Consider the following 16,096-nt stretch of genomic DNA (forward strand, 5'->3'; position numbering starts at 1 on the left):
AGCACTAGCGTCACGAACACGCCCCTCAAAGGACGCCGCAAGCCGTCTTTCTTATAAATTATCATCAAAGTAATACTCATTTCAAATTTGTATTATAGATTATTGCGGCAATCCATCCTATATTGAGATTGTTCAAGCAACCAGGGTGGCAATTGAACAAATCAAAGGTGAGGGGTTGTTAGAGGAATGAGGAAAAGAAATGTAGTCATTATGCTTTGCTTACTATTAGTTTTGACAGCTTGCAGCAGTGGTAAGACAGAGGTTCCACAGGCTGTAACAAGCACACCAGGGACTTCTTCTCCAGAAGTGAAAGCGGAACCAACTAAAGCGTATATTCTTACGAAAGTAGAGGCTGGAACGGAGCTTCCCGGAGACAAGGAGGTAGGTGATTTTATTAAAAGTGAAACCAATGTAGAGCCAGTCATGATTAAGCCTCCGGCAGGAACCTATGATGAAAAGCTAAACATTATGCTTGCTTCAGATGATCCACTTGATGCGTTTATTGTGGGAGACTGGACCGTTTTTCAAAAAAAAGGCATGATTCAACCCCTCAACGATTTGTTAAAAATTACACCTGAATTGGTGAACAATTATACAAAAGAAGAGTGGGATGCTGTAACAGACAAAAAAACCGGGAACATCTACGCAATTCCTTTTGCCAGCACACCGTTAGGTAATGCACCAAGAATTAGAAAGGATTGGCTCGATGCGCTTGGATTGCAGGTCCCGACAACGCTGGACGAATTGGATCAAGTATTGGAAGCGTTTAAAAAGACGGATAAGTTCGGGAACAATGTAATTCCTTTGGCGACTCATTTAAGCTTCTCTCAACTGGATCGTGCTTTTGCCGGATTATTTACGAAGCATGGCGATGGCAATTGGATCGATACGGACGGGAGTGTAAAGCCGGCTGTAATGGATCCGGACTACAAGGATTTTATAGCGAAAATGGCTGAGTGGTATAGCAAAGGATATATTTGGAAAGAAGCCTTTTCGCAAGAATATACAGTGATCAATGACCTTGTTTCGCAAAATCGGGTTGGGGTGCTCGCCTCATGGATTTCAGTCGGCTTAACAGGTATTGAAACTTTAATGCAATCTGATCCAAAAGCCCAATATGTCTTCCTTGATAAATTCGATGGGCCCGCTGGAAGTGCCTATTCTTTAAGATTGCCTGAGCGCCAGGGGATTGCTATTTCAGTTAAAAGTAAACACGCAGAAGCAGTCATGAAGTTTTTCGACTGGAGTGTTTCTTCCAAGAAGAATCGAAATGTTATTGATTTTGGTCTAGAAAATAAGCATTGGAAATGGATTGATGAGGAAAAAGGCATTATTGAGAAAATACAAGGTGCTGAGAAACAATATTCCGCTATGTACAGTTTAGTTCAAGGCGCTCTAAGTCTGGGTTCCAGTGACGATACCATATCAGGGAAACTATGGACGGATTTTTATAATTTCGTTTCGAATCCTGCTCTTGACTTGAAAAAACCGGCTGATTACGGAGTGAATTATGACGAGGTCAGTATCACTGGGGCTGTTCCCGCAGCGGGAGATATCGATAAGTTCAGGGATAAGTGGCTGGTGAAATTTATTACAGGGCAAGAGCCTTTATCCAAGTGGGATGGATTCATTCGTGATCTTGGCAAAATGGGATTGGATAAAATGATTGCAGAGCGTACGAAGCAGTATAACGAGCAATAAGGGAGTTAACCGATTAAGGGATTCGATCCATCACTTAGTCGGTTAGCTAAATGCTAACTAGTGAAGGGAACGGCAACCGATGATTAGAGCACTTAAAAGCTATCCGCTGCTATATGCCTTAGTTTTACCTGGAATCCTGTATTTTCTTATTTTTTATTATGTTCCGATGTTTGGAATCGTTATTGCTTTTCAGGATTATAGCCCCTTTCAAGGAGTCCGCGGCATATTTACCTCTGAGTGGGTAGGATTTCAGCATTTTCAAAATTTCTTCACCTCGTTTTCCTTTACTCAGGTGATGACAAATACATTGCTTCTGGGCATGTATACTATCATTTTCGGGTTTCCAGCACCGATTCTGCTTGCCCTATTGCTTAACGAGGTTGTGCATGGCAAATTTAAAAAATGGGTTCAGACGATCTCTTATTTACCGCATTTTTTGTCGATGGTGGTAGTTGTGGGGATTTTGAATTTACTGCTTTCATCAGATGGAGGCATCATAAACGAAGTCGTAAAGCTCTTTGGAAATGAGCCCATCACTTTTATGGGAGAAGAGAAATATTACCGGAGCATCATAATACTTACACAAATATGGCAGCAAATTGGCTGGGAAAGCATTATTTTTCTCGCTGCGATTGTCTCCATTAACACGGATCAATACGAAGCTGCCATTATAGATGGGGCAAGTAAATTTAGGCAAATATGGCATATTACACTTCCGGGCATTTTGCCTGTCATTATGATCATGTTTATTTTAAGAATGGGTACGATCTTGAACGGCAATTATGAGCTGATCCTGCTCACTTATTCTCCTTCTACGATTGATGTCGCTGATATTATTGATACGTTCGTTTACCGTGAAGGATTAGTCCAAATGAATTTCTCCTACAGTACTGCGGTTGGTTTCTTTAAATCTGTATTTTCAGCAGCTTTGCTGCTCGGTACCAATTACATGGCCAAAAGGGCTGGACAAAATGGGATATGGTAAAAATACACAGTGATGGAGTAGGCCGACAATGATTAATTATAAAATGACGAATGCAAGTACAGGATTTATGGTTGTAATTTATACACTGCTAGTTGTATTGGCTTTATGTTTTTTATTTCCATTTATTATGATCGTTTCAACCTCGTTAATGTCACAGGCTGCTGTTCTTAAATACGGAACCTTCCAGCTTATTCCCAAAACCTTGGATTTAACAGCTTACAAAATTGTACTTAGCAAAGGCTCGTTAATTTATTCGGGCTATATGATAACGATCATAAGGGTTGTTGTCGGAACAAGCTTGAATTTGCTATTTACTGCTGCCTTGGCATATGGGCTATCCAAAAGATATTTACCAGGTCGTAATGGTTTTATTACTTTCATTTTTATTACGATGATATTTAGCGGCGGCTTGATTCCGACCTATATGGTGGTCAAATCCTTGCATTTGGTCAACACAATTTGGGCTTTGATGATTCCGAATTTAATAAATGCTTATAATTTTATTATTATGAAAGCTTTTTTTGATCAAATACCAGAAAGCTTGGAGGAGTCGGCCAGTATAGATGGTGCGAACCCGCTGCAAATTTTATTTCGGATTGTCATTCCTTTATCGCTGCCCTCGATCGCGACAATTGGGCTTTTTTATGGAGTCACCCATTGGAATGCCTGGTTCGATGCGGCGATATTCATTAATGATTATGATAAAATGCCCCTGCAAATTATTTTACGTGATGTGATTATTCATCTTACCGGAGATAAGGTTGGGTTAAGCATGACTGTAGTGAATCCGAATATTAAGCGGCCGCCGACTATCGCCTTCAGTTCAGCAGTTATTGTCATCTCTACGCTTCCGATTTTGTTTGTATATCCATTTATTCAAAAGTATTTCGTTAAAGGGGCCATGATTGGCTCGATCAAAGGGTAATTGTTCTGGAAGTAGGGAAATAAAAATTATTTTACAAAACAATGGAGCAGGCAGGCGAAACCTGTAGGAGGAAGCTTATGAGAACAAGGAAAAAAAGATCATTTATTTATTGCTGGGATGGGGATGATTTTGGCTATCTTCCGGAAAAAGCTTCAGAGCAGGAATTAGTTGACAAGGTGTTTTCTCCGCTCGTGGGGACTTCAGTTGATACAGTTTTTTTCTTGCTCGGCTGCGGTCATTTTGCTGAATATCAGAGTGAACTATTAAAGCCACTGGGTGAAGGGCAGGATTATCATTTTAATAATATTTTTACTTATAAAAGGTATGCGAATGTGAAGCATCTGCTGGATCAACAGCAGGACCCGGCTGAAATCCTGATAAGAGCAGCAAGAGAACGGAATTTAGATGCATTTTTCTCCTTTAGGCTAAACGATATTCATGATCATTGGGCTGCGAATAGTGATTTTATGCCAACCTTCAAGAAGGAAAATCCACACTGGTTGAATCCTAAGGAATGGTTTCCCGATTTTCATGGCCGTAACGAAATGACGACTGCGCTCAATTATTCCGATAAAGATGTTCGTGATTTTCGCTTTAATATCCTGAAAGAGGTTATGGTGAACCACGACTTCGACGGAATCGAGCTGGATTTCATGCGCAGTCCCTTTTATTTTCATTGGGATAAAGGCTTGACCAGCACTTATATCATGACTGATTTTGTCAGATCGGTAAGAGAGCTGCTTGATGAACTCGGAAATGCCCGCGGTAAAACGATTGAATTGGCTGTAAGGGTATGTACAACTGTTATCGGCTCTAAGATGGCAGGGTTTGATGTAGAAGACTGGGCCAGGAAAGGGTTAGTGGATATCGTTATTGCTGGAACCGGGGGGATGAATATAGATACGCTGGCGTTTAAGGAAATTTTGCAAGGAACCGGCGTTTCTTTCTTTCCTTGTCTGTATGGTGAATATGAACGGACCGCCAGCTCCGATGAGGTCATGCGGGGCATTGCTGAGGTGCTGTTAAGTGAGGAGCCTGATGGTATTTATGCGTTTAATACGTACCCGGATGAGCGGAGCCGAATTGAACTGATGAAGCAAATCGGCAGCTTGGAAACACTTAAAGGGTTCGATAAAACCTATATCGTCGATATGGATTACGATTATATCCTGACTAAGGAGGAATGGAGATACCAGCCTCATCTTCCAGCTACGTTAGGAGAGACTGTGCATGAAGGCCTCGTCATACCTATCAGGGCGGGGGAAAAGCTGGATGCTTATTCACAGGTACAAGCGCATCTTAAGATATGGATCAAGGATTGGTCCGCCGAAGATAAGATGGTATTTCGATTCAATGGGCGAGAAATGGAAGCCCCGGTAATCAAAGCTGTAGCTGGAGAGTATGGGCAGTGCTGGCTAACCTGGGAATTGAACAAGCGAGAAATTCATTTAAAGAATGACGTTTACATCCAACTGCTTGAGAGGAACATTCATCTTAAGAGATATGTTCCCTCGGTCGTGCAGAGGATTAATATTGAAGTGAGGTTTGGATAAATTTAAAGTAGCAGGTCCTCTCTGATCTTCATTCCCAACGGCTATGTCCGATAGGAAATCTCCTCCAACCAAGAGAAAAACCCTTGCTGGCTGTCCGTTTGAGCTTGGTGTTCGTGCGATTGTAGCTAAAGAGAGGTAAGGGGTGTGGGAGGAAGAGCGATAGCGTCCGCCTTTAAAGATTTGTTCCTACCTCCTCATCCATTTCATTCAAGGGAACAAATCTTTAACAGCGGCTGGAGCCCACACCCCTTACCTCCGAGACGCTCCCACGTCACGAACACGCACATCAAAGGACGCCAAAAGGCGTCTTTCTCCATATCTTCTGGAATATGGTAAAAATAGAGGATTGTCTTGGAAGCCGCCGTATTCAAGCGAAATTAAACGCTGGAAACTAGGATTCACATAGGGTAGAATAAAAGGCATGATTCGCAAATAGCATTGAGGTTTTTAAAAGGTTTGTACTATATAACGAGGTGACCAAAGCATGAAAGCAAAACCGAATATTTTACACTTACCGGTCTACCAGCCGGGCAAAGCTATCGAAGAAGTTAAGCGAGAACTCGGATTGGACGAGGTTATCAAGCTTGCCTCCAACGAGAATCCCTTTGGCAGCTCGCCAAAGGCTATTGAAGCGATTAAAGCGGAGCTTTCTGAAATCAGCATTTATCCGGATGGAGGCAGTGTTGAGCTTACTTCCGCTGTAGCCAAGTTTCATGATGTCGGGACGGACCAAGTAATTTTTGGTGCTGGCTCCGATGAAGTTATTTTGATGATCGCCAGAGCCTTTTTCGTTCAAGGTGATGAGACGATTATGGCCACGCATACGTTTCCACAGTACAAACATAACGCTGAGATTGAAGGCGCTGTATGTATAGAGGTTCCGCTTAAAGAGGGCACCCATGATTTGTCAGCTATGCTGGCGGCTGTTACAGAGCGCACGAAGGTAATTTGGATTTGCAATCCTAATAATCCGACAGGTACAATGAATACTCATGATGAAATAGCTAACTTTTTAGCAGCTGTACCCGCAAGTGTATTGGTAGTTTTGGACGAAGCCTATTGTGAATACAATACCTCGGGTCAATATCCAGACACGTTTGCCTTATTGAAGCAGTACAAAAATGCAATCACTCTACGTACTTTTTCCAAAATTTACGGCTTAGCTTCACTGCGCATTGGTTATGGGATTGGACATCCTGAGGTTATTCGTTCGATTAATCAGGTGCGTGAGCCATTTAATACGACTCGTTTCGCTCAAGCAGCTGCTCTGGCAGCCATTCAAGATCAAGCATTCATTGAAAGCTGCCGCGAAGCCAATACAGTTGGGATTACTTATTTGCAAGCAGAATTTGCCCGCTTGGATCTTAAATCGTTCCCGGCACATGGTAATTTTATTATGGTAGACACACAGCGTCCGGCAGAGCTTGTATTTAACGGCTTATTGCGCAGAGGCATCATTATAAGAGGGGGTCACAAGCTTGATTTCCCTACTTCTATACGTGTAACGGTTGGAAGCCGTGAGCAGAACGAAAAGTTTATAACGGCGCTTGAACAGGTTTTGGCGGAAACAGCCGTACAAACTTAAACTCTAATAAAAGGTTGATCACATGACAAAAATAGCGATATTTGGTGCGGGGCTAATTGGAGGTTCTTTAGCTCTGTGCTTTAAAGGAAAACCAGGTTTCACAGTTACAGGACATTCACCGAACCCTAAATCGGTTGAAAAGCTGCTTAAACGCAATGTCGTTGATACGGCCACAACCTCCATGGAGGAGGCAGCAGAAGGCGCGGACTATATATTTCTTTGTGTTCCCGTCAGTTTGCTTGAAGAGTATCTAACCAGCCTGGCTAAGCTTCCTCTTAAGCAGGGGTGCATCATTACAGATGTAGGAAGTACAAAAGCATCAATTGCGCAATGTGCGGCTTCTCTTGAGCTCAAGGGTGTTCAGTTTATCGGGGGGCATCCCATGGCCGGGTCTGAACGCTCCGGTGTGGAAGCTGCATCATCGCATTTATTTGAGAATGCTTTCTATGTGCTTTCGCCAGATCCATTAACTCCACAAGAGGATGTGGACCGCTTAGCTGATTTAATAAAGCTGACAAAGGCGCAAATTATTCAGGTCGATGCCGAGCTGCATGACGATATTGTTGGAGCTATCAGTCATTTGCCTCACATTATTGCGGTTGCTTTGGTCAATCAGGTGAGAGGATATAATGAAATGAATCCGCTTTACCAGAATTTGGCTGCTGGCGGCTTCCGCGATGTTACGAGAATTGCTTCAGGCGATCCGAAAATTTGGCGTGATATTCTGATCAACAACCGTGAAAATCTGCTCAAACTGCTTGTAGATTGGAATGCTGAGGTTGCACGCTTTATCGATTTGCTGCAGCAAAGTGATGGTGAGGGCATTGCTGAGCAATTCCGCAAAGCAAGTGAATTCCGCAGCGGCCTTCCAGAGCGGCGCAAGGGCATGATCACTTCACTCTATGATATTTATGTCGATATTCCCGATCATCCGGGTGTCATTGGTCAAATAGCAACTTCCCTAGGTAATAAAAAAATTAATTTAAGCAATATTCAGGTTATTGAGAGCAGGGAAGATGTTCCTGGTGTGCTCAGGCTTTCTTTCCGCAATCAGGAGGATGTAGATCGCGCTGCTGAAGAGCTTAAAAAACAGTACACGGTTCATGCTTAATAGGCTAAATCAGTATAAAGAGTAGATAAAACCTGTAGCGCAAAGTAGTGATTTTGGATTTTCAAGATCATTGCATTTGTGGCTGCAGGTTTATTTTTATATTTTAAACAGCATTCGAAAACGTTTTCAAAAAAAGCATTGACAAATTGTAAACGTATACATATAATAAAAGTACAGTATGGTTTCTCTCCACTCCTATCCGATAATGGCACCGATAAGTGCACCCACCTTCTAGGTGGTTTTTTTTTGTCTTTTTTTAGTCAAAGCTTGGACTGGGCGCATCAATAAGGGGTATAAATGGAGCAGGATTTTCCATGTTATGAATCGAATACAACAAGACTACTATCATGAGATTCCAGAGTTGAACAGAAAAATGCCTTGGAGGTAGCTTATGAGTGAAGTTAATTATTCCATACTAGACATGGATGAGTATTTGATCCTACTAAAGGCCGCAGAAGCAGAAGAGTCATTTCCTCAGCTTATTTACGATTTTTCGAGCCGGCACCCGTCATTGAAAATACATGAAATATTTAAATTGGCAGCAGAGAAATTGGAAAAACTCCTACAAATCCAGGCGCTGGAAATAGTGAAAATTAATTATCATCCTTGGCACGACAAAGGTCGTACAGAGCATCTGCCGGCGGAGCTAGCATTGATTATGCTGCACAAACCTGAGTTGTGGGATCGAGAAAATGAAGAAGCCTATCGGATGTTGACAACTGATGCAGGTCACAGCTTGTTGGATCAGTACGAACTAATGGTCAATTAAAACCGGATCTAACCAAATCGAGTAGATCTAACAAACCTCCCAAGGCTAAATGCCATAGGGAGGTTTATTAACATATAGGAAATTTCAAGTACTTTACAGCACTAAAGTATCAAACAGTATAAAACAAGGATTACCCTTTCAAAAATTGAACTGGTAAGAGCGGATAATCTCGCCAACCCAGAATTGAGTGAATGCTTCACTAAACGATCGTTAAAGCACCAGTGAGTCTCTACATACTTACTTTAACGATGAAAAACATCGTTAAATCAGCAGTTTTCTTCCTCAGCACTTGCACACGCTAGGAAATCTCCTCCACCCAAGAGAAAAACTCTTGCTGGCTGTTCGTTTGAGCGAAGTTCTCGTGTGATTGTAATTGAGAAGAGGGCATGGCTGTGGGTGGATGAGCGGTAGTGTCTGCATTTAAAGATTTGTTCCTACCTCCTCCGTTCAAGGGAACAAATCTTTAACAGCGGCTGGAGCCCACAGCCATGCCCTCCCCGAACCACCAGCGTCACGAACACGCTCATCAAAGGACTCCGCAATGCATTTTTCTCATATTTTAGTTGTGTAACCAGAGTTTGTAAAGAAATTATTGGAAAAAATGTCGAACAAGCAGGAATTTTGCACTTTATACAGAAGCCTTATATAGAGACTTTAATCCATTTAAATATTAATTTTACTCATAGATATTTTTACCGCAACTTTTCACTCCCTTAAGGCGTACAACATGGTAAGCAGCTGGGGGGGTGCCACCTTGGAATTACGAGGAGGGTCGCAGCATAATGACCGATTCCCAGTTGATCAGAGAAATCAAGGATGGAAACGTTCAGATGTACAACGAGCTGATGCTTCGTTATGAGCGTAAAATTCTTGCTTTTATATTTCATATGCTTAAAAGCTCGAAGATGGAAGCCATGGCCGAAGATTTGTGTAATGAAAGCTTTTATAAAGCTTACCGCAACCTTCATTCCTTCCGCGAGATAGAGGCTTCTTTTTCTACGTGGCTGTACACGATTGCCCGGAATACGGTGCTTAGTGAGCTGCGTAAAAATAAAAGCGTCAAAATATCTTTGGAGCAAAGCGGCTATACGCCGCATGCATCATTCGATGCGATGCCTGAACAGGCGGCGCTGCGCAATGAGAAAGTGACCATGGTCAGAGATGCGATTAACACTTTACCTGAGAAGCAGCGGTCGGCGCTGATTCTGAGAGAATATGATCAAATGGATTATCAGGAAATTGCCAACATACTGGGACAGACTGTAAGTTCGGTAAAATCGTTACTTTTTAGGGCCAGAGCGAGTGTGAAGCTTCAGTTAGAGCCTTACTTTACCGACCCGGTATTCGAGGAATACGAAGGGATGAATCAACGATGAAATGTAGTGAAATTCAGGAGTTATTTGGTGTTTATTGGGATTTGCCGAATGATGACCTGCGTCGCACTGCGGTGGACAAACACTTGCTAGGCTGTGCAGTGTGTGCAGAAGAGTTTCAGATTTGGGAGGAAAGCACGATTTTGATCCGCAGCGCGGCTGAGGACACCACGGTTCTGGATTACGAGCCAACCGTTTCCAACAAGGTAATGAACAGAATCTATCAGGAAGAATCATGGAGAATACCGGTTCCCGACCGGATGTACGCGATCTCTCACGGCTTGCGCAGAAACTTGACAGCGGTCATTGCTTTTTCATTGGTTTTGTTTTCCTTAAGCTTTCTGTTCTCACTTGTGTACGACAGCGCTTCGAAAGACGATTTCGCATCGGCTGGCAGCAATTTGTTTGAGCTTCAAGCGCCTCAATCTTTGGAAGCAAGCGGCTCTGACGCGATGAACGGACATGTGATTTCAAGTGCAGTTGCCAGCTTAAACCCAAGCTTGATGGAGCCTCTCCGCTTTAATGTGGGACCCATTCATTCCTATTCGCATTATTTGCTCGTACTTTCCATACTGGGGCTAATATGTACGATGCTTATCATGAATTGGTTTTCCAGAACAAAAGCATAATTAGATATAAGATGCGTGCTCCCATAGTGGAGCATTTTTGTTGAAGTATAGGAGAAATCTCTCGTGGAGGTCGAAATGTCAACAACTTTAGGATTGATAAGGCACGGCAGAACAGAATGGAACCAGCTTGGCAAGCTCCAAGGCCAGACGGATACAGACTTAACGGATGAAGGCAGAAATCAAGCCCAGCTGCTGGGACTGCGATTGAAGAATGAAGCTTGGGATGGGATCATTAGCAGTGACTTGTCCAGAGCGAAGGAAACGGCAGAGATTATTTCAGCTCAGTCAGGTATTCCAATTGTTGCGTTCGATGCCCGGATCCGGGAGCGAAGCTTTGGTCTGGCTGAGGGCATGACGCTTCAGGAAAGAACAGCTAAATGGGGAGCCGAATGGAGAAAAGAGGATTTAGGCGGAGAAACGGATGAGCAAGTATGGTCAAGATGGGTCGATTTCGCTGAAGCCTGGATGGGCAAAGCTCCCGGTGAAAAGCTGTTGGTTATATCACATGGCGGTTTTATTGTTCAGGTACTCAGGGGATTAAGTATGGAGCGGGAGGAATTCCTGCAAAACTCTTCCTTAACGATTCTTCAACGTGCAGAAGCAGCGTGGGAGCTAACGCTTTATAATTGTTTAATTCATCTAAATTAAGGAATAAGATTAAAGCCTGGCCGGTTAGATGGTCAGGTTTTTTTTTGCTGCCGGAATATTTTCAGAAAAAATTCCCATAATGGTTACTAGAAGCCACATCCTGCATGAATGTCTGCAGAGGGGGAGGAATTTGAATATGAAAATGGATATGAATCTGGCTGATATGCTTAGCTATACCGATATTTTTGAATTAAGTAGAATTGCCAGCACTTATGACTGCCAATGTAACGGCAATTCCAAAAATGAGCTGATTCAATCGATTTTAAGCACTTTAAACCGTCGTGAGGTGTTTGAAAAGCATATACAAGATTTGAATGTTGAAGATATCCGCTTTCTTAATTACTTGTTATCCGACCCGCGAAACTCGTTTAGTTTGGAAGAGTTAACAGCTCGTGTCAAGCAGTCGAGATTCCAGGCTAGTGAAAATAATTTGCAAAATCCGAGAGAGATTATTATCAAGTTCAAGCGTTTAGGCTGGTTGTTTAATGGTTATTCCCAGCAAACGAAGTATGTTTTTCAGGTTCCCAATGATTTGAAAGGGAGATTTGCTGATGTATTGACAGCCAAATTTCGCAGTACTCTGCAGGTTACGGATGATCCTGGTGTATACCGGGATGAACAAATGCTGCTTATAGAGGACGTCGAACATTTTCTGCAATGGTTGTCCGAGCAGCAGGAGGTTATGTTAACGGCTGAAAACAGCATGTACAAACGCAGCTTGCAGCAGATTCTGGATCGAATGTCGGTTAAGGAAGAAATGGTCGCCAAGGGTGCCTGGAGATTTGGCTATGGACGCATGTACAAGGAATATCCGAATCGCTTTTCATTGATCTATGATTATTGCTTTTTTCATCATTTGATAGTGGAGCAGCAGGCAGCGCTTCAGTTATCGGATACAGGAAAAACCAAACTGCTAGAGCGTAGCAAGGAAAATCCGATACAAGTGTACCGGTTCTGGCTCCGTCTTTACAAAGGGCCTATTCCGAATTTGCAATCGATCGTACAGTGGATCAATCGTCTAGCCCAGACATGGGTTACGGCCGCATCTGTAGGAGAAGTGCTGTGCAAGTTGATCAAACCCTTTTACTATGATTCTTCAGAATCTATCTTTGAACAACGGATTTTGCAAATGATGATGCATCTAGGTTTGCTGCGTATCGGGGAAAATGATGATTATGGACAAGTGATTCAGATGACCAAGCTGGGAAGCAAAGTGATTGAGGGTACTTATGTGGCTGAGGATGACAAAATTGAACTGCCGGCGGATAGGTGAAAACACATTAATCGCTAATGGGGGCAAGTGTACTTAACGACGCGGCATAATGTGAATATGCTTTAGTAAGAGCATGTTAAGAGAACGGGAGATCTGAGGGGCTCTTAACAAAACGCGGACTATTTGGAGGTAGGACTAATGGGGAAAATGAATGTATCGAACGAGGCGATATTTGCTCTTTTTGCAGAACTAGTGTGGGATGATGCAATCCGCAAACAGAGAACGAGAGATCTCTACAAAGAAATTGATCATGCTTTGGCCGTGGGGGATCAGGCAACCTTCTTAGCGCTTACATCCGAATTGAAGCAGTTACAATCGTTTGCTTAGTACCTTGTTTTGACAATGAAATCGTTCTTGTTTGACGGAGACATGGGGATTTTTTCCGATGTCTTTTTTTGTTGTCGAAAAAAAATCTTGAATTCAGAACTATATTACCTGTATGATCGTCTATAGTATGATTGCTATTATTTTAATTAAAATTATTTTAGCAAAGAAAAAGGAGCCAGGATTGATGCGTTCAAAACCAAAAAAGAAAAAAATGCATAAAGCACTTAAAATTTCACTCGTTTTTGTCATTACTTTATTCATCGGGATTTCAGCTTATGCAGGATTTTTGTACAGTAAGGCCAATGATGCTCTTGGAAAAATAGCTGCTCCTGAACCTTCTCCTGACACTGTCAAGAAGCCCCCGACAGCTGTCGAAGAAGAGGAAGACCCTATAATGAAACCTGTGTCCTTCTTGCTGGCGGCGGTGGACTATCGCAAGGGCAGTGAAGGGACATTAAATACAGACGTCATGATACTCGTAAGCCTTAACCCTAAAACACGTGCAGCAACCGTCGTCTCCTTCCCGCGAGACTTGGAAGTAAAAGCTGAGGAATCGGGACTTGGGTTTTCACATAAGCTTAATTATTTCTATGCCCATTACTCCTTGCAAGATAAGGAGAGTGCGATACAGCAAACCAAAGAATTGTTCAGCAAAATTTACGAGGTTCCGATTGATTACATGGCGGTCATTAATTTTGATGGATTCCGGCAGCTGATTGACCAGCTTGGAGGCATGAATGTCTATGTAGATATGGATATGAAATATACAGATACGAGTGACGGAACCCGCATTAACTTGAAGGAAGGGCTGCAGACCCTGGACGGCAAAAATACGCTCGACTTCTTGCGGTACCGCAAATCCAATAAAGGCACTGCTGAATCCTCTGATTTGGCGCGTAATGAACGGCAGCAGAAAGTGCTGGATCAGATGCTTGACAAGCTGACCTCATTCAATGGAATTGCTGGCTGGAGTAAGATTCTTGATATTGCAGGGGAATCTATAAAGACAGATATTCCCGAAGATCAGCTGCGCAGCTATATCGGAGCCTTCCGTGAAATGAAGCCGGATACGATTGAGTATATAAATCTTAACGGAGAATGGGAAAGCCCATACATCGTCGTAGAGGATGAGACCATGGAGCAGGCTTTGGAAGCGCTGCGGCTTCGTCTTAAGCCTTTGGTGACCTCAAATGGGGAAACATTAAACGACGGCATTCCTTCCTCTTAAAGAGGCAATTAGGACTATTAAGAAGCAAGGAGATCGTGAACCGATGAAATTCAGTGATATCAATGAAACAGAATGGACCGACCTTCAGCCTTATCTGGATACCTGCCTGCTGCCGGTAACAGGTCTTACGGGGATGGAACAGCCATGGCAGGCAACAGAAGCGCTTGAGCAGCTTCGGGACGCGCTCGAACTTATTGAAATTCCTTATAAGGGGAGAGTCGTTACTTATCCTGCACTCCATTATCTCGAAGGCGTTGATATGGCTGAGCAGGTGAACAAGCTCAGCAGCCGTTTAAAGTCGGCTGGCTTTACATATGTAGTTGTACTGACGGTGCATAAAAGTTCACTGGAATGGGAAAAAAGAAATGTTGATGAAATTTTTTATGTGGATATGGGAAATTGGTCAACCCGTAAGAACGAATTCAAGGCGGAAATTTCCGTTCAGCTGCAGCATATTTGGACAAGTTCAAATATAGTTTCCAGCTAAAGCGTATTAGTGGAAAATAAATTGAGAAAGCTAGAAGCAGGGTTCGGATTTTCAGATGTGACAATTTATTTAATTTTGTCTGCTGACGAAGATTTCGGGGCTTCAAATCAAGCTTCCTATTCTTGACGCTTATGAGGTCGTAGGCTATTATTAGAAATGTCCTAGTTATGAGTGTAATGTCGAACGACACGTGATATAAGTTTGCTCCGTTAATTGGACGGCAGCAAATGTAGGGGGGTAGACTGAAACAATGAATGACCACAACAACCAAAATGAAGAACAGCATGGAAAAAAACCAAAGGTTAAAAAAGAAGTTACCCGTCGTCAATTCCTTGCCTACACTTTAGGCGGAACTACTGCTTTTATGGCGGCCGGGATGATTGTTCCAATGCTCAGATTTGCTGTTGATCCGGTACTGAAGCCTAAGAAGCAGGCCGATTGGGTCAAGGTAGTGGAAGAATCAAAGGTGACAGATGTTCCGACAGTATTTTCGTTTGAAATCCATCAGGTTGATGGCTGGTATGAAAGTAATCCTCAAATTACAGCTTGGATCTCTAAAGGGAAAGACGGTAAAATTTTCGCTTTGAATCCCACCTGTAAGCACCTAGGGTGTATCGTGGACTGGAATAACAATCCTGCGTATAAGGATCAGTATTTCTGCCCATGTCATGGCGCGCACTATACGGCAGATGGCAAGAATCTTGCTGTATCTCCGGCACCGCTGGATGAATATGCAGTTAAAGTGGAAAACGGCTTTGTATATTTGGGACAGCTTCATCCTAACACTAGAGTTTAAGGAGGCGTAACAATCAGATGTTTAAAACTATTTATAATTGGATCGACGAACGTCTTGATATCACGCCGATGTGGAGGGATATTGCGGACCATGAGGTACCAGAGCACGTAAATCCGGCTCATCATTTCTCTGCATTCGTATATTGCTTTGGCGGTTTGACGTTTTTTATCACGATTATCCAAATTTTGTCGGGTATGTTCTTAACCATGTATTACACACCAGATATCATTAACGCTTATGCGAGCGTTGACTATTTGCAGCACAAAGTTGCCTTTGGTGTAATAGTAAGAGGTATGCATCACTGGGGAGCCAGTCTTGTTATCGTAATGATGTTCCTACATACCCTGCGCGTGTTCTTTACAGGCTCATACAAAGCGCCTCGTGAAATGAACTGGGTTGTCGGCATGTTGATTTTTTTCGTAATGCTTGGACTAGGCTTCACCGGATATTTGCTTCCTTGGGACAACAAAGCTTATTTTGCTACTCAAGTAGGACTGCAAATTGCTGAACAGGTTCCATTTGCCGGAGAATATATCAAAACGATTCTGCAAGGTGGGGAAATCGTCGGCGCGGAAACATTAACCAGATTTTTCGCTATTCACGTATTCTTCTTGCCAGGCGTTCTGCTTGCTTTGCTTGCCGGGCATTTCATAATGATTCGTAGGCAAGGTATTTCCGGACCGCTATAATTGAAAGGAGGGACAAT

At 42.8% G+C, this 16,096-nt stretch carries 16 protein-coding genes; all 16 read left to right on the plus strand.

From position 1 onward, the window contains the following. Positions 1-186: 186 nt before the first annotated feature. The 16 genes from J2Z66_RS30640 to qcrB all read left to right on the plus strand — a co-directional run bounded on the left by J2Z66_RS30640 (position 187) and on the right by qcrB (position 16,079). Positions 187-1,701: an extracellular solute-binding protein gene (locus J2Z66_RS30640; RefSeq protein ID WP_209976571.1), complete on the plus strand. Its 1,515-nt coding sequence runs from the start codon at positions 187-189 to the stop codon at positions 1,699-1,701. Between the two features lie 79 nt (positions 1,702-1,780). Then, positions 1,781-2,686, plus strand: coding sequence for an ABC transporter permease (locus J2Z66_RS30645; RefSeq protein ID WP_209976572.1), 906 nt, complete (start codon positions 1,781-1,783; stop codon positions 2,684-2,686). A 28-nt stretch (positions 2,687-2,714) separates the two neighbouring features. After that, positions 2,715-3,611: a carbohydrate ABC transporter permease gene (locus J2Z66_RS30650; protein WP_209976573.1), complete on the plus strand. Its 897-nt coding sequence runs from the start codon at positions 2,715-2,717 to the stop codon at positions 3,609-3,611. A 77-nt stretch (positions 3,612-3,688) separates the two neighbouring features. Next, complete coding sequence (locus J2Z66_RS30655) at positions 3,689-5,164, plus strand: glycoside hydrolase family protein (RefSeq protein ID WP_209976574.1); 1,476 nt, start codon at positions 3,689-3,691, stop codon at positions 5,162-5,164. A gap of 484 nt (positions 5,165-5,648) precedes the next feature. Beyond that, positions 5,649-6,749 carry a histidinol-phosphate transaminase gene (gene hisC, locus J2Z66_RS30660; RefSeq protein ID WP_209976575.1) on the plus strand — a complete coding sequence of 367 codons (1,101 nt, stop codon included), beginning with the start codon at positions 5,649-5,651 and terminating at the stop codon, positions 6,747-6,749. A 22-nt stretch (positions 6,750-6,771) separates the two neighbouring features. After that, positions 6,772-7,860 carry a prephenate dehydrogenase gene (locus tag J2Z66_RS30665; RefSeq protein WP_209976576.1) on the plus strand — a complete coding sequence of 363 codons (1,089 nt, stop codon included), beginning with the start codon at positions 6,772-6,774 and terminating at the stop codon, positions 7,858-7,860. A gap of 391 nt (positions 7,861-8,251) precedes the next feature. Then, entirely contained in the window at positions 8,252-8,629 is a 378-nt protein-coding gene (locus J2Z66_RS30670) for a hypothetical protein (RefSeq protein WP_209976577.1), read from the plus strand. Between the two features lie 782 nt (positions 8,630-9,411). Further along, on the plus strand, positions 9,412-10,005 hold the full coding sequence (locus J2Z66_RS30675; protein WP_209976578.1) for an RNA polymerase sigma factor: 594 nt from the start codon (positions 9,412-9,414) through the stop codon (positions 10,003-10,005). Further along, the gene (locus J2Z66_RS30680) at positions 10,002-10,631 is read left to right on the plus strand and encodes an anti-sigma factor family protein (RefSeq protein ID WP_209976579.1); all 630 of its coding nucleotides are present in this window, start codon (positions 10,002-10,004) and stop codon (positions 10,629-10,631) included. Before J2Z66_RS30675 ends, J2Z66_RS30680 begins: the two co-directional genes overlap by 4 nt. 75 nt (positions 10,632-10,706) lie before the next feature. Then, the gene (locus tag J2Z66_RS30685) at positions 10,707-11,279 is read left to right on the plus strand and encodes a histidine phosphatase family protein (RefSeq protein ID WP_209976580.1); all 573 of its coding nucleotides are present in this window, start codon (positions 10,707-10,709) and stop codon (positions 11,277-11,279) included. Between the two features lie 148 nt (positions 11,280-11,427). Beyond that, positions 11,428-12,552 carry a hypothetical protein gene (locus J2Z66_RS30690; RefSeq protein WP_209976670.1) on the plus strand — a complete coding sequence of 375 codons (1,125 nt, stop codon included), beginning with the start codon at positions 11,428-11,430 and terminating at the stop codon, positions 12,550-12,552. Positions 12,553-12,690: 138 nt separating this feature from the next. Then, on the plus strand, positions 12,691-12,879 hold the full coding sequence (locus J2Z66_RS30695; RefSeq protein WP_209976581.1) for an IDEAL domain-containing protein: 189 nt from the start codon (positions 12,691-12,693) through the stop codon (positions 12,877-12,879). Positions 12,880-13,063: 184 nt separating this feature from the next. After that, positions 13,064-14,107, plus strand: a complete 1,044-nt coding sequence (locus J2Z66_RS30700) for an LCP family protein (RefSeq protein ID WP_209976582.1) — start codon at positions 13,064-13,066, stop codon at positions 14,105-14,107. Positions 14,108-14,150: 43 nt separating this feature from the next. After that, positions 14,151-14,594: a DUF2487 family protein gene (locus J2Z66_RS30705; RefSeq protein WP_209976583.1), complete on the plus strand. Its 444-nt coding sequence runs from the start codon at positions 14,151-14,153 to the stop codon at positions 14,592-14,594. A 250-nt stretch (positions 14,595-14,844) separates the two neighbouring features. Then, positions 14,845-15,390: a Rieske (2Fe-2S) protein gene (locus tag J2Z66_RS30710; protein WP_209976584.1), complete on the plus strand. Its 546-nt coding sequence runs from the start codon at positions 14,845-14,847 to the stop codon at positions 15,388-15,390. A gap of 17 nt (positions 15,391-15,407) precedes the next feature. Continuing rightward, positions 15,408-16,079, plus strand: coding sequence for a menaquinol-cytochrome c reductase cytochrome b subunit (qcrB, locus tag J2Z66_RS30715; RefSeq protein WP_209976585.1), 672 nt, complete (start codon positions 15,408-15,410; stop codon positions 16,077-16,079). The last annotated feature ends 17 nt before the right edge of the window (positions 16,080-16,096 follow it).

Origin of the sequence: Paenibacillus eucommiae (genome assembly GCF_017874215.1) — a bacterium.
GTDB lineage: Bacteria > Bacillota > Bacilli > Paenibacillales > NBRC-103111 > Paenibacillus_AI > Paenibacillus_AI eucommiae.

Excerpts from the sequence above, each read along its gene's own strand:
- J2Z66_RS30705 (WP_209976583.1), top strand. The coding sequence starts at position 14,151 with ATGAAATTCAGTGATATCAATGAAACAGAATGGACCGACCTTCAGCCT.
- qcrB (WP_209976585.1), top strand. The coding sequence starts at position 15,408 with ATGTTTAAAACTATTTATAATTGGATCGACGAACGTCTTGATATCACG.
- J2Z66_RS30710 (WP_209976584.1), top strand. The coding sequence starts at position 14,845 with ATGAATGACCACAACAACCAAAATGAAGAACAGCATGGAAAAAAACCA.
- J2Z66_RS30700 (WP_209976582.1), top strand. The coding sequence starts at position 13,064 with ATGCGTTCAAAACCAAAAAAGAAAAAAATGCATAAAGCACTTAAAATT.
- J2Z66_RS30690 (WP_209976670.1), top strand. The coding sequence starts at position 11,428 with ATGAATCTGGCTGATATGCTTAGCTATACCGATATTTTTGAATTAAGT.
- J2Z66_RS30645 (WP_209976572.1), top strand. The coding sequence starts at position 1,781 with ATGATTAGAGCACTTAAAAGCTATCCGCTGCTATATGCCTTAGTTTTA.
- J2Z66_RS30680 (WP_209976579.1), top strand. The coding sequence starts at position 10,002 with ATGAAATGTAGTGAAATTCAGGAGTTATTTGGTGTTTATTGGGATTTG.
- hisC (WP_209976575.1), top strand. The coding sequence starts at position 5,649 with ATGAAAGCAAAACCGAATATTTTACACTTACCGGTCTACCAGCCGGGC.
- J2Z66_RS30655 (WP_209976574.1), top strand. The coding sequence starts at position 3,689 with ATGAGAACAAGGAAAAAAAGATCATTTATTTATTGCTGGGATGGGGAT.
- J2Z66_RS30640 (WP_209976571.1), top strand. The coding sequence starts at position 187 with ATGAGGAAAAGAAATGTAGTCATTATGCTTTGCTTACTATTAGTTTTG.
- J2Z66_RS30650 (WP_209976573.1), top strand. The coding sequence starts at position 2,715 with ATGATTAATTATAAAATGACGAATGCAAGTACAGGATTTATGGTTGTA.
- J2Z66_RS30665 (WP_209976576.1), top strand. The coding sequence starts at position 6,772 with ATGACAAAAATAGCGATATTTGGTGCGGGGCTAATTGGAGGTTCTTTA.
- J2Z66_RS30670 (WP_209976577.1), top strand. The coding sequence starts at position 8,252 with ATGAGTGAAGTTAATTATTCCATACTAGACATGGATGAGTATTTGATC.
- J2Z66_RS30695 (WP_209976581.1), top strand. The coding sequence starts at position 12,691 with ATGGGGAAAATGAATGTATCGAACGAGGCGATATTTGCTCTTTTTGCA.
- J2Z66_RS30675 (WP_209976578.1), top strand. The coding sequence starts at position 9,412 with ATGACCGATTCCCAGTTGATCAGAGAAATCAAGGATGGAAACGTTCAG.
- J2Z66_RS30685 (WP_209976580.1), top strand. The coding sequence starts at position 10,707 with ATGTCAACAACTTTAGGATTGATAAGGCACGGCAGAACAGAATGGAAC.